10 protein-coding genes and 4 pseudogenes are annotated in these 13,482 nt (G+C 62.0%); 3 read left to right on the forward strand and 11 right to left on the reverse strand.

Annotated features, from left to right (window positions below; all coding sequences use genetic code 11):
• Positions 1-123 precede the first annotated feature (123 nt).
• From FNJ47_RS54605 to FNJ47_RS02475, 3 genes and pseudogenes are all read left to right on the forward strand, one after another.
• The gene (locus tag FNJ47_RS54605; RefSeq protein WP_430649347.1) at positions 124-192 is read left to right on the forward strand and encodes a hypothetical protein; all 69 of its coding nucleotides are present in this window, start codon (positions 124-126) and stop codon (positions 190-192) included.
• A gap of 16 nt (positions 193-208) precedes the next feature.
• Positions 209-379 (forward strand): annotated as a pseudogene (locus FNJ47_RS54610) (hypothetical protein); the annotation flags it as partial.
• Positions 380-1,212: 833 nt separating this feature from the next.
• On the forward strand, positions 1,213-1,623 hold the full coding sequence (locus tag FNJ47_RS02475) for a helix-turn-helix domain-containing protein (protein WP_235999344.1): 411 nt from the start codon (positions 1,213-1,215) through the stop codon (positions 1,621-1,623).
• Positions 1,624-1,902: 279 nt separating this feature from the next.
• Here FNJ47_RS02475 and FNJ47_RS02480 read toward each other — a convergent pair.
• From FNJ47_RS02480 to FNJ47_RS02530, 11 genes and pseudogenes are all read right to left on the reverse strand, one after another.
• Positions 1,903-3,127 (reverse strand): annotated as a pseudogene (locus tag FNJ47_RS02480) (ABC transporter substrate-binding protein).
• Between the two features lie 132 nt (positions 3,128-3,259).
• The gene (locus tag FNJ47_RS02485) at positions 3,260-3,739 is read right to left on the reverse strand and encodes a flavin reductase family protein (protein WP_163150292.1); all 480 of its coding nucleotides are present in this window, start codon (positions 3,737-3,739) and stop codon (positions 3,260-3,262) included.
• Complete coding sequence (locus FNJ47_RS02490; RefSeq protein WP_235999362.1) at positions 3,736-4,527, reverse strand: creatininase family protein; 792 nt, start codon at positions 4,525-4,527, stop codon at positions 3,736-3,738. The genes FNJ47_RS02485 and FNJ47_RS02490 overlap by 4 nt, the downstream gene beginning before the upstream one ends.
• Before the next feature lie 14 nt (positions 4,528-4,541).
• Positions 4,542-6,443, reverse strand: a complete 1,902-nt coding sequence (locus FNJ47_RS02495) for an AMP-dependent synthetase/ligase (protein ID WP_163150296.1) — start codon at positions 6,441-6,443, stop codon at positions 4,542-4,544.
• Between the two features lie 25 nt (positions 6,444-6,468).
• Complete coding sequence (locus FNJ47_RS02500; RefSeq protein ID WP_163150298.1) at positions 6,469-7,317, reverse strand: enoyl-CoA hydratase/isomerase family protein; 849 nt, start codon at positions 7,315-7,317, stop codon at positions 6,469-6,471.
• A gap of 27 nt (positions 7,318-7,344) precedes the next feature.
• Complete coding sequence (locus FNJ47_RS02505; RefSeq protein ID WP_163150300.1) at positions 7,345-8,139, reverse strand: enoyl-CoA hydratase/isomerase family protein; 795 nt, start codon at positions 8,137-8,139, stop codon at positions 7,345-7,347.
• 33 nt (positions 8,140-8,172) lie between these two features.
• On the reverse strand, positions 8,173-9,357 hold the full coding sequence (locus tag FNJ47_RS02510) for an LLM class flavin-dependent oxidoreductase (RefSeq protein ID WP_347341602.1): 1,185 nt from the start codon (positions 9,355-9,357) through the stop codon (positions 8,173-8,175).
• Positions 9,358-9,791: 434 nt separating this feature from the next.
• Entirely contained in the window at positions 9,792-10,853 is a 1,062-nt protein-coding gene (locus FNJ47_RS02520) for a DUF7146 domain-containing protein (RefSeq protein ID WP_163150302.1), read from the reverse strand.
• Positions 10,853-11,179, reverse strand: a pseudogene (locus FNJ47_RS54615) (hypothetical protein); the annotation flags it as partial. The gene FNJ47_RS02520 and the pseudogene FNJ47_RS54615, both read right to left, overlap by 1 nt.
• Positions 11,180-11,464 (reverse strand): annotated as a pseudogene (locus FNJ47_RS54620) (DNA-binding protein); the annotation flags it as partial. It lies immediately after the preceding pseudogene.
• Between the two features lie 102 nt (positions 11,465-11,566).
• Complete coding sequence (locus FNJ47_RS02530; RefSeq protein ID WP_163150306.1) at positions 11,567-12,529, reverse strand: ArdC family protein; 963 nt, start codon at positions 12,527-12,529, stop codon at positions 11,567-11,569.
• Positions 12,530-13,482: the final 953 nt, after the last annotated feature.

Genomic DNA, 13,482 nt, shown 5'->3' on the forward strand with positions numbered 1-13,482 from the left:
TCGATAGGCTTTGCTTATAATCCCTTGGCCTTCTTGATGCGATCGTCCTTCGCGGCGGCCTCCAATTCCGCCAGCGATGTGATGCCGAGGTCCTTGTAGATCAAGCTGAACCAGGTCGGCACGATCGGCGAAACGATAAAGGCGGTTGAGATGTGCCGTGATGCTGGCTGGGGGCTACGTGGTCTCGCATAGATGAGGTGAGACTGATGACACGTTCATTTCCGATTTTGCTGTCGCGATGGGCGGCGGGCAGATCAAGGCCGGATCACTGTCCCGCAGTGAGCGGCTCGCAAAATACAATCGCCTGCTCGAAATCGAGCGTGAGCTTGGTTCTGCGGGCGTCTACGAAAGTCCATTTCTGACGCATGAAGGCACCTAGGGTGCTGTCCGCGAGTTGCGATTCGTCTTTATTTCGGCGAGTAGCGGCGCCTGTGCGCTTTGGCTTGTTTCTTTGAACTGCTCGCGTGCCATCTGACGACCGATCAGGCGAGCGAGCGTCTTAAGGGCCTGATCTGCGCGGATGGAAATGACATGAGTATCAGAGATCGGAATTTCTTCGTTCCGTTTTCACATCAGTCAATGAAATCCTACTGCCTGAAGTCGGCCAACCTCAGCTCGGACGTTCGCGGTGGTGACGATTCGATGCCTGTGGTTGCGGGGTGATTTGAACCTGTGACTTAAGTCATTGATGTTGTTGAGGCCGATTTCGGGCGCAAAAATAACCCCAGCAAGTCACAGAGATTGCTGGGGTTTTTTACTAACTTGGTTGCGGGGACGGGATTTGAACCTGTGACGGCTGCGATAGCCGGCGACTTCGATGCTAAGCGTGGGTTTATGGTGCGCTCGGAGGTCGTTCGCGTTTGTTGCGATTTCAACAGCTTATCTGGATGGTTGAAGTTGCTAAGTGCACTTCGCCGTCAAAGGTGCTTTTTCGGCCCTAGTTCAGACAAGAGCTAGTCGCCCGGATGCAACCCCGCCCTATTCTCGTGAGATCCGCCGGCTACTCATAACGGTCTGGTTGCAGGTTCGAGTCCTGCCGGGCCCAGCAAGAGGATCAATATCTTACTGCGCGTTCGTTGCCCGTAGCACGACGTCCGCACCAGAAACCGCACCAGATACGAGCTCTTTTCGTTCGTGTACTGGCTCAGCGGCGCGGATTCATGCGGGGGCGTTGACTAGCTACCTGGGCTTCGCGCAAATAGCGACCAAGGCTTGGCCAGAACTCATCTCACCGAGGTAATCCGTGACGAAATCCGATCGCTGCCGCGCGAGCAATTCGGTTTGCCCATGCCAACCGATCCACGACTGCTTCGGGTTGCGCGCGCGCTTGCAGACGATCCTGCCGATAAGCGACGCCTAGACGACTGGGCCATCCTCGCCGGAAGCCCGGTGCGGACGCTGACGCGACGATTTCCAATCGAAACCGGGTTCAGCTTCACCGAGTGGCGACAGCGCGTACGTCTGATGCGAGCGCTGGAAATGCTCGCCGACGAAATTCCGGTGACCACCATCGCCCTCGATCTCGGCTATGAAACAGTAAGTGCATTCATCGCGTTGTTCCGGCGCACATTCGGGACAACGCCGGCGCGCTATTTTCCCCGCGCCCCAGCCCGGCAGCGGTGACGCCTCCGCACGCCCGTCGTCGCTTGCCAAACCATTTCCAGCGGGCGGAAGCGCCAAGCCATTGTCTTGCGGATAATCGAGTGAGTTCCGAATGCTTGCGCGGAGATACTGAAGAAGGTCATCCGCCGGTGAGAGACAAGAGAGGCTTGACGGTACGATAAGCTATCGTATGCGCCATCCGCTTAAGAAAAAGGGCTCGGCGATAGTCCGCCGAGCCAGGGGAGGAGCGGAAGACAACGTCTACGGCCGACAGGCGGCGATCGGATCAGAACTCAGCAACTAGCCCGCCGGACTCGTTTCCCCCAAAATTGGGCCGAACAACTCCCAGCGTTCGCCGTTGAATCGCATCATCTGCAACTGTTTGTGGAGGCGGTAGTCGGTCGGCGAAGTGTTAATCTTGATCCCGGGCAGCGCGAGGTCGCCCCGCGAAATCCTTGAGCGAGGTCGCTTGCTTCATGACGTTCTCGCGCGTTAGGTCGTCACCGCACTGTTCGAGCACCTGGGTCAGAAGCTGCGCGACGCCGTAGGCATATGTATTGAAGTTCGAGCTCTTGTCTCCGTCCGGATAATACTTCTCCATGAAGGCAAAGTAGCGCTTTACGCCCGGATCGTCCTTCCATTGCGGATCGAGCGGCTCCTTACCGTAATTGGCGCTGATGATGCCCTTGGCGTTTTCAAGCCCAGCCGGTTTCAGGACGCTGCCGACCGAGGTAGCCTTCGAACTGACGATCTGCAGCGGGTGCCAGCCCAGTTCTGCGATCTTCTTGATCGCCTGCGCGGCCTGCTTCGGCGTTGTCGCACTGAAGAACAAATCGGCGCCAGCGTCCTTGATCTTGAGGATCTGCGAGTCGGCCGTGGGATCAGAAACCTCATAGGACGCTTCGCTCACGATCATCTTCGCAGCGTTGTCGCCAAGGCCAGCCTTGACGCCGTTCAGATAATCCTTGCCGAAGTCGTCGTTCTGATAGAGCACGCCGATCTTGGCACTCGGATACTCCTTCAGGATGTACTGGCCATAGATGCGCCCTTCGACGAAGTTGTTTAGATCGTAGGCCATGGTCCAGGGAAAGCTCTTCGGATCGGAGAACCTCGAGGCGCTGGCAGCCGCGAACAGCTGCGGCACTTTCCTGGAATTGAGGTATTTCTGCACGGCTGCGTTCGAAGGCGTGCCGAGGATCTGGAAGGTCAGTAGCACCTCATCACTCTCGACGAGCTTGCGTATCTGCTCCACGGCTTTTGGCGGAGAATAGGCGTCGTCATATTGAATCAGATTGATCTTGCGTCCATTGATGCCACCCTGGTCGTTGATCATCTTGAAATAGGCGGCCTCGGTCTTGCCGATCGACGAATAGGCCGACGCTGGTCCGGAAAACGGCATGGTCTGTCCGACCTTGATTTCGGTGTCGCTGGCACCGGGGTCGTATTTTTTCTGTGCATTGGCCGCAGAGATTGATAGCGCCATGGTCAGCGCCGTTGCCATGGTCAGATGCACTTTATTCCTCATTCGCAGTTTCCTTTCCTGAGCTTGTTTGTTTCAACGGGATGTGAAGCAGAGCTTCCGTGCGGCGGGCGCTTCTCTCAAGCCGCGCGGTCGACGTTTGGGCGAGGCGCTTAAACGCGAATTACGGTATGACGGCTACGCGAGCCTTCCGAACTCGCTACGGTGGAAGATGAGGGGCTGCCTGCGGCTATGAACGACGACGGCATGAAGTTTCAGCAGCACGATGATGTGGTCGCCCGCCTCAAATTCGTCGCGGACGCTGCAGTCATATTGGGCGATCCCCTCGGCGAGCATCACCGCACCGCTGTCGGTGATCTCGAAGGCGACGCCGGTGAACCGTTCCGGGGCCGGACCGGCGAGCTGGCGGCACAACGCGCCGTGGTCTTCAGCGAGCACGGTGACGCCGAGGTGTTCGGCTCGGCGCAGGTCGGGCCACGTGGTCGAGCCTTTCGCGACAGAGAATGACACCAGCGGGGGGTCGAGAGAGACCGAGGTAAATGAGGAGGCCGCGAGACCCATCAGCTTCCCGTCAACTTGCGCCGCTACGGCGACCACGCCCGTCGGAAACGCGCCGAAGGCGTCGCGCAGCATCCTGCTGTCCATCTGCTCGCTCATGTATGGCATGCGGCTCGCGCTCCGTGTGCGGTGGCGTACTCGACGACGAGATCGGTCACGGCGTCCAACGCCGCGTGACCGATCACTTTCGAACTCCCGGCGGGATCGCCGAGGACACCGTTGGGCGAGACCGCGTCGACGCCCTCGACGAATGCCCGACGCAGGAATTCTTCGTCTACCGTGCCTAGATATCCGGCGGCGGCCCGGTCGGGCCGAACCTTCTCGGGGTGCAGGACGAGCATCACCGATGTCTCCGCTACGTCTGCGTGACCACCTACGTGACTACCCAGGCCAGCGACTGACTGCGCGGACTTCCGCCACGCGTCGAGGATCGCGGCACTGTCTCCATAGACGATGACCTGAAGCGCCGGGGCGAGCGCGGCGGCCAGCCGGGGCTCGAAGTCGCGCATGATCGGGTAATTGCCGATGTGCCCGGAGAAGAGGACCACGCGGGCGAACCCATGCGCAGCCAGGCTGCTGCAATAGTCCAGGCAAATCGCCTCTAATGTGGAGGGGCGCACCGAAAGCGAGCCGCAGAAGCCGAGATGGTGGGGCGAGTATCCAACCCTGACCGTTGGTAGGACCAGTGCAGCGCCAAGCTTGCGGGCGATGCGGAGTGCGAGCGCGTCGGCGTGATCGCTATCCATTGACAGCGGAAGATGAGGTCCGTGCTGCTCGATCGCGCCCAGCGGAAGGATCGCTGTGTGGGCTCCGGCCGCGATCGCCTCAGCGATCTCAGAGCTGGTCAGGTGTTCGATCCGCAGCTCACGCGATTGCTCTGAACGCATCACGTCTCGCTCCTTCAACCTTGGAGCCGCGCCTGGTCAACGAACGCGTTGTGCTCCGCTGAGTCGTACATCTCGTCCACGAGTGCGCTGAACGAGGTGAGCACCGCAGCCCGACGGATCGTGCCCTTGGCAGTAAGCTCTCCCGCTCCAGGCAAGAGCGCACGTGGCGCGATGCGGAAGTCCTTGAGCTGAAGGGGACGCGCAAGCTCGGCGTTGAGATCCTCAATCTGCTTTCGCAAGCCCTCGTGCAGCGCGTCCCTGTCGAGCTTGCTGCCGTTCTCAGTCGGCCAGATGAGAACGGTGAGGTATTTGCGGCCGTCACCGACGACCACGGCCTCCTCAATGAGAGCGCTGGCCTTGAGGCGCACTTCGGTAGGCTGCGGATTGATGGTCTTGCCGCCGTTGGTGACGATGATGTCCTTGGCCCGTCCGATGAGCTTGACCTCGCCGGAGGCGTCGATCTCGACGAGGTCGCCGGTGCGGTACCACTCCCCGTCCATCACGTCCGCGGTCGCCTCCGCGTTGTTCCAGTAGCCGCGGAACAGCAAAGGCCCCTTCACCAGCAGCTCGCCTTCGCTACTGACCTTGATCCCAAATCGCGGGTCGGGCATGGGCTTGCCCACGGTCCCAGGGGGCGGAAAGGCGCGATCCCACTGCGCGAGGACCCAGCCGCAGGTCTCGGTCGTGCCGTACATCTCGCGCAAGTCCACGCCCCACAGCTGCCACAAGGCATGCACCTCGGGGGTCATCGCTCCCGACGCGGTCCAAGCGATGTTGACCCGGTCCACGCCTAACTTTACGCGTAGGGGCAGGAATACCTGCTCCTGGGCTCGGTCGTAGCGCGCTTGCAGTTCGGCAGACACGCATTCGCCGCAGCGGCGCGCGGCGGCGACCTCGCGGGCCACCGCCATCGCGTCCTCATAGGATTTCTGGAAAGATGCCGGCGCCCCCTTGATTCCGGCCAGCGCTACGCTGAGCAGCTTCTCATGCAGCCGCGGCGGCCAGACGATCCCGGTCGGACGTACGCCGCGGAGGGCCTCCGAGAGCTGGTCCAGGCGGCAGAAGGTCACCACCGCCCGGGTCATGATCGGCACGTAGACGCCGGACATGGCCGGAGAGACATGCGAGAGGCCCAGGAAGCTGAGCGAGTCTCGGCGGGTTGTGGTCACCTCCGGGTTGAGCACGGCGGAGCCAAGCACAGAGTATTGCAGGGTCCGGTGGGTATGGATGACCCCTTTGGGAGCTCCGGTGGAGCCGGACGTGTAGAACAAGGCTGCTGGCTGGTCGATGTGGCCGCCGACGAGGCGCTCGTCGAAAAGCGTCGGGTTGGCCGCATCATAGGCTCGACCCGTGTGACGCAGTTCGGCCCATGTCTTGCCGACAACCGTTCCTGAAAGTCCTGACGGGGAGCTATCGAAGCTGATCACGGCTCGCAGGGCGGGAAGCTCCGTGGCAACTGAGGCGACCTTTGCCACGTCATTGTCGTCGCCAACAACCATGGCAACGGCTTCGCTATGTCCGACCAGTTGCCTCACTTCCGCAGCGGAGCTCATGGGGTAGACACCGACTGGGATCGCCCCGGCCGAGAGGATGCCAAGCGCCGCAATCACCCACTCGCCGCGGCCCGGCGCCATGATGGCGACTCTGTCGTCCGGCGCGACCCCGAGGGCCGCGAGCCCGAGCGCAACCTCGCGTACGGCCGAGGCGTACTGCGCCCACGTGGTCGGGATCGCGCGCGTTCCGTCCCACTGACAAAACGCGACCTCATCGGGTTCAACCTCGGCTCGTTCCTGCACCATCTGGGCGAAGGTTCGCTCGACGGCTTGGAAGTTGGCGACACCGATGTCGGTGACGCCGCTCAGTACCGGCACCTGCCGTACGCGGGCAGTGGCTGCGGGGATGGGATTTGTGGCCATGGTCGTCGCTCCGGCTCGTGCAGGCCTACCGGCCTGAGTGTGGGGTGGGGTTTGGGGCTGACGCTTCTGCGTCCGAAGGCTGCAACGACGCCCGCGCCTGTCTCCATCCTTGACGGAGGCCCCGGGCCACAGGGTCGTTGAACCATGAGGCGGCCTTGGCGAGCGTCAGTTCCGCTTGGCGTTGATCAACAGCGTCGTCGCAGTCGTTCACGGCCCTCTTGAACGCCGCATAGAGCACAGGCGCTCGACGGCCGGCCTCTCGGGCCCGGTCAAGCGCTTCCGCCGCCAGTCGACCAGGCTCGACAATCGCGTCGACGAGACCCCAGCGCGCCGCCTGCTCGGCGCCGATGAGCTCACCGTTGAGCAGCAAGTCACGTGCGGGCCGTGTTCCGATCAGGCGGATGAGGCGCTGGATTCCCTTGTCCGCGGGCAGGAGGCCGTGTCTGATCTCGGGGAATCCGAACCGGGCGTGAGGCGCCGCGAGCACCACATCCGCGAAAAGCGCGTACTCCACGCCGCCGCCGACACAGTCGCCGTTGACGGCAGCAATGACTGGAGCCGGGTATCGCTCCATCGCGACAAGAAGGTTGTGGAAACCCCGCATTCGGGCTTCGACCGGGTCGGCGGCGGCTCCGTCAGCTTCCTTGATGTCACCGCCGGCGCAGAAGAACCGCCCCCCGGCTCCGGTGATCACGATCGGCGCCGGGTCGCTCCGGCCACGATCTCGGAACAGCGCCGTCATCGCGAGCAACAGCGCACGGTTCAGGGCGTTGGCCGGAGGCCTGTCGAGCGTCGCGACCACGACGCCTTCATGGTCGGCTGTCCACAGCCCGGCAGCCGCATCACTTTCGTGCCGCGTGGAAAGAGTCGTCATCGGATGCCTCTCGTGTCCGCGCCGGGCTCACGTCGGCTTTTTGGCTTCCGCGAAGCGCTTGCGTTTCTCTCGAAAGGCCGCGACGGCTTCTTTGCGATCGGGACTCTTGAAGGTCAGCGCCTCGAGCGCCATCGCGGTATCCAGATTGAGATGCACCTGCTCCTTGAGCAGCTTGTTGACGCTGTATTTCGTCCAGACGATTGCGTTGCGGGGACCACTCGCGAGCAGTTCGGCGTATCCGATCGCATGATCGAGAACCGTACCTTCCGGCACGACCTTGTTGATCATCCCCGCAGCCGCCGCCTCTTCCGCCGAAATGAAGTCACCGGTCATCAAGAAATGCTTGGCCCGCGCCGGACCCAGGAGAAGCGGCCAAATTACAGCGCCCCCATCTCCGGCGACGACACCGGCCGTAACATGCGTATCGGCGAAACGGGCGCTCGGCTGGGCAAAGATAACGTCGCAAAACAGGGCGAGCGTGGCGCCCAACCCGACCGCTGCGCCGTTCACGGCAGCGACCACGGGGGACTCGACTTCGAGAATGTTCCTGATCAGATGTCGACCCGAGCGCGTGGGCGATATCGGTTGCCCGCCGGTATCAAGCGCGTTCTGATCGCCCCCTGAGCAGAAACCCCGACCAGCGCCGGTGAGCACAATGGCCTTCACCGCGGGGGAATTATCGAGGTCGACGAACACCTCCTCCAACGCGGTGTGCATGGGCCAATTGATGGCATTGAGGATTTCAGGCCGGTTCATGGTTATGACGGCCACACCGCTCGGACGTATCTCTACGAGCAAGCCCTCATATTTTTTGTCTTTCATTTCAGTCTCCAGTTTTTCAGATAGGCGGCAGGCCTAAGCCGCAGGATTGCGGACGGCGCCATCGACTGTCCCGGCGGCCGCCCTGGCGTTCTCGAAAGCCTCACGCTCGGCATAGTGAGCGGGGCGGGCGGCGCGGATGTCTGCAAGGATCGCATCGGACTTGCGCACGACGGACCGAGGGTTTTTGAATCTCGGGATGACGTACTTGCCGAACAGTTCGATCGACTTCATCAGCTCCTTGTGCGGCATGCCGTCGATGCGCAGCGCGAGCGCGTCGATGCCCACGTCGATGTACCGCTGGACCTGCTTGGCGCAGGTCTCGACGTCACCGACGATGAAGCTCCCCGACTCGTCGAACAAATAGCGCTCGTTCTTGAAGTCGATATCCTTGATCTTGCCGAGCGATCCGTAGTCGGCGGACAGCTTCGACAGCCGCTCATAGGCGTCGATGGACAAGGCGACGCTATGGGCTAGCGTAGTCGCCCACTGCTCGGCCTCCTCGTTTGTATCCGCGCAATGCATTCCGCCGGATATCACTGCCACCTTCTGCGCCTGCACGGGGTATACGTGCTCGGCGCTCGCAAGCTCCTTGTCATAGAGCTCGGCCGACCTCTGCACCGACGCGAATCCGCTATACCCGCCACCCATCATGGCGCCGATGCCCATGCGCGCCGCGGCGGTGACCGATTGCGGGCTCGAGGTCGCCATCATGATCGGCGGATAGGGCAGCGTCACGTGCTTGGGCGTCAGGCTGCGCGGCGGAATCTTGTAGTGCTCGCCGACGAAAGAGAAGATGTCGTTCGATAGGGCCCGGCGAATAACCTCAATGCCCTCCATCTGCTGCGCCTTGGTCTCCTCGGGGTCGACCTCGAAGGCGCGCAGCGCAAGGGTGGTGTTGCCGCGGCCAACGGCAAGCCCGACGCGGCCGTTCGACAGGATATCCTCGGTCGCCAGTCGCTCCGCGACGCGCAGCGCGTGATTGATCTTCTTGGGAAGCGGCGTGATCAGGTGGATGAACTGGATCCGACTGGTTAGCGCCATCATGTACGGGTAGATCACCTCGGGAGCGGAGGTCGAGGCCGTGCCGATCGCGAAATGCTGTTCGGAGCACCCGAACGCGTCGAATCCGACTCTCTCCGCCAGAATTACTTCGTCGATGCGGGAAGCGGCCGTGGATCGGGCTGGTCGTCGAAGGGGCGGTAACCGAAGAGCTGCAATTCGGTAAGAACGTGTTCGGTCGGAGATGCGGCCTGCGGCGGTTCGATGTCGTCGTGGTCGGTCATGGAGGCGATCCTTTGCCGGATCGGCCGCGACCATCGCGGCCTTCGTGGCGATCACTCAGACGGCAGGCGGAACGGGCCAGAACCCGGAGCAGCTTGTCCGCCGAAGCCCTGAGGGCGTAGGCGGAAGCGGAGGGCCGAAGCGCAGCGGAGGATGGCGAAGGCCGGCTATTTTGCTTCGCGATGCAAAGCGCTCGCCAGATGGCTAATGTGTCTTCTCGTCGCTGGCGCGCGGCGGAAAATAGCCGGTCGCAGCCATTGCCGGCCCGAGCCGCTTGCCGTCCGATCGCCCTCTAGAAGGCCGTGGTCGCGTCCTCTTCCGGCAGTGGCCGCACCGCGACCGACCTGTCGACGCCGATCGAGACGTCGCGGCTATTCCGCGGCTACTGCCGGAGAATGCAGGAAGCGGACGACGTCCTCTGGTACGAGCTGACGCCGCAACGCTGCCCGGAGGGTCTCGAGGTCGAAGATGTGCAGATCTTCGTTGAAGTCGCCCAGCCGAGGCGACAGCGAGATCGCTTCAATGCCAGCGGCTTCTGCGCGCTGGGTGAGAATAGCCTGTACGGCATTTCCCGCGGCATCATTGTCTCGGGCGATATAGAGCCGACGCAGGCCAGAGGGCAGCAACATCGCTGCGAGGTGATTGGCGGAAAGCGCAGCGGCCATGGGTAGGGTTGGCAGTGCATAACGCAGTGACAGCGTCGTCTCGATCCCCTCGCCCACAGCTAGCACGTCATCGACGACGCCGAAACGAACCGCGTTGCCGAGCAGGTCACCCATGGCCCGTCGCGGCGTGTCGATCGGAGCCTTGCCGAGTCGCGAGCGCTCAAAGCCATCTGGATCGAGCCAGGTGCGGTGCACGCCGGTGATCTGTCCCTTGAGGTTCGTGACGGAAGCGATCATTGCGGGCCAGGTTTCGGTTGGCGAACGCTCATCCGGCCGATAGTAGCAACGTGGGTGGAAACGAAGGCTGCCACCATGGTGGATACGGTCTATCCCACGACGCCGCAAATACGTTTCAACCGCCGTCCTCTCGATTGGACTAGATATCGCAAAGAGCCGACGAGCGGATTCCTGCGATCCGGCTGGTATGAGTGGGCGAATTGGCTTCGAAGCCAATGTTTGTTCAAGACGAGGCTGCTTCAGAAACCGTTTCGCCTCTTCGGCCACCTCGCGAAAATCGCGCAATCCCAGACTCTCGCGGATGATGTCGAGGAGATCGCCGTGCTCGCCGGTTGCAGCGTCATTCCACTTGCCGGCGGGACCCTTCGGCGATTCCTGGAGCCGCACGAACATCGAGCGGCCCGGCGTGTTGTGGACGTCGCCGACCACCCAGTACCGCCCCGCGCGCTTGCCATTGGAGAGATAGTATCGACACACTGCCTCGGCCTCGCGCGCGAGGCGGACTGCCAGTTCGGAGGCATCGTTGGACATCACGCGGCCTCCAGTTCGCTGATACGCGCGATGCGATACGTGTCGAGCACCTTCGAACGGACTTTGGCGCCGCTCGCATCCATCGGCGCGAACATGCGCAGCTTCCAGGAGATGATCTCCCCAAGAAAAAAGCCATAAGCCCGCAGACGATCGCGCATCGTGTCGTTGAATCCCGACAGCTCGATGCGGTGCGCGCCCATCACCCGGACGTGGCGATGTTGGAGTTCCTCCAAGAGGTCGAGGTCAGTATGCCCTTCCATCAGCGCGGCAAATGAGGCGTCCACCGCGGGGGCATTTGCGACCCACGCGACCGAGACCTTGAGGCCGCCGGCCCACTCATCGTTCTTCGCCACCGAATCGTCCTCGGCGATATCCCCTTCGCAAACGACGCACAGCACCACCTGCGTCTTGGACATCTCGTTGCCATCTGCATCAACGACGGCCCGGACACTCTGACTTTGCAGAAGCGTGGGCTGCGCGACGCTCTCGGCTAGCTGTTCGATTGAGACACCGGCCTTGACGCGACGAACGTTCGACTGGCTGAGCACGAGCTTGTTGAAGGGAATGTCCGGGGAAGGCGACAGCGTGATCTTTTGTAGCGCTCTCGTCATTTTGGCTCTCCACGACGGGCGCCGTGAGACTCTCTCTCGGCTTCCAACCCGTCGCGAACAGCCTCGCCTCCTCTCACTCTCGCGCAGCCACGAAGCCGAGCATCACGCCGCCTCGTGATCGGCGACAATCGAATCCAGTGACGCGGGCTCAATGGACCCGGGAACGAAACCGAGCAAATAGTCCGCAGCCTTGCTCGCCTGCGAGGCGGCACGCACGATGGCCCGATTGTCTTCGCGCAGGACGTCAAGCCAGGAGCCAATATAGTCGGCATGGCGCACGTTCGGTACGATCCCGAGCGACGCGCAGCTGAACGCCGAGCTCAACTCGGCAACCAGTTCTTCGAAGGCATATTTTCTCGTTCCGTAGGATCCGCTCTGGTCGCGGTTGAGGCGCGAGGGATGCCCGGTCGCATGACCGAGTTCATGCAACGCCGTGCGGTGCCAGTTGATGGGTTCGAAATAGGCCTGCGGCGGGGGAACCTGAACATAGTCTTCGGCTGTTGCATAGAATGCACGATCTCCACCAATCCGAAATCGAATTCCGCTGGCCTTGATCAGGGCATCAACTGTAGGTTCGATGAGGTCAGCGCGCGGTGGCGGCGCCGCGGCGGCAATGCCGTCGGGCAGCTCCTCGCACTGATCGGTGTTGAAAACGGTAAATCGTTTGAGGAATGGAATGGCCTGCGCTTCTTCGCCGTTCTCAGCAGCGCGACGCTTCTCGTCATTCGGCACAAAGCGATCAGCGTAGACGACTGTGGTGCCGCGCTCTCCCTTGCGAACGTGACCGCCGAGCGAGTGGGCCTGACGAAAGGTGAGCCAACTTTGGCCGGCAAATCCGTGTTCGATCAGCGCTCCCCAGAGGATGAGGATATTTACGCCGCTGTATTGCCGGTTGGTTGACGCATTTTTCGGCATGGCCAGCGGCGCTTTCGCCGCGGCCCTACCCCAGGGCTGAACCCAGGGGACGCGTCCGGCCTCAAGCTCGGCGATGATCTTGTCAGTGATTTCGCAATAGAGGTTCGCCCGGTTTTGGCCGGCGCGCGCTCCAACTGTATGGTTTGACATCGCGGTTCTCCGCGACGGGCGCCGCGAGCCTCTCTCGCAGCTTGTAACCCGTCACGGAAAAACCCAGCCTGCACTCTTACTCTCAGCTCCTTGCGCCATCTCCCTGGGGCTGCAGGCTTGATCAGGCGTGCGCGAGGGGCGTATCGCCTCAACGGAAAATGGCACCCGGAGAGCGTGAGCAGAGCGACCCGAAGGGGCACGCGGATCCGAGTGCAGCGACGAGACCGGTTAAGAGGGTACCCGGGACAGGGGCAGTGATAGCGACGCCGGCATACTCATGACGGCGGGGCCCTTTCCCGAGTACCCCCGGCGAGGAACTCCGCAGTTCTAGGTGCTGGTGCGACTGTACGTCCCTGGTCTGCGTCTATCGCGTCAGGGATGGAAGCCCGAAGGGTGAAAACCCGGCGAAGCCGGGGTTTCAGCGCAGCCGACAGCCCGGCCCGCTAGGGCGACGCCCAACTGGACCGACACAATCACCCCTCCAAGACAGGTCACGTCAGCTGGCAACGCCAGGGCGGCATTTCGCCATTCCGACAAAGGAGATGACGCCGATGGGCTGAATGTCGCGTGAGCACCAGACTTGTCGGAATAACAGCTGATAGCTCACCAAAATCACATGCCTCTCGATCAGCGGCCTTCCCCGCGCTTTTCACGGAGAGGAATGGACTAACGCTCGCCACGGGTCACGCGCGTGAACACGACATCGGCAAGTATTACACCGATAGTTGCTGCGGCTCACGTTACGATCCTGGCCAACGCACTTGTCCGGATCTCGCATGCTGAGCCGGGCTGCACTGCATCGCCGCGTCGATGACAGCCGGCACCCATGTGCACCCTAGGCCCGCCGATTGCCGCTTCAGCTTTTGAAGCTCTTTTCTTCAACGCCGTCTCGTGTCCGAATTGGACATCTGACAAGAAGCTAAAGCAACATATGGGCTAGGCCTGTTCAAGCA

This window comes from Bradyrhizobium uaiense, from assembly GCF_010811875.1.
Lineage (GTDB): Bacteria > Pseudomonadota > Alphaproteobacteria > Rhizobiales > Xanthobacteraceae > Bradyrhizobium > Bradyrhizobium uaiense.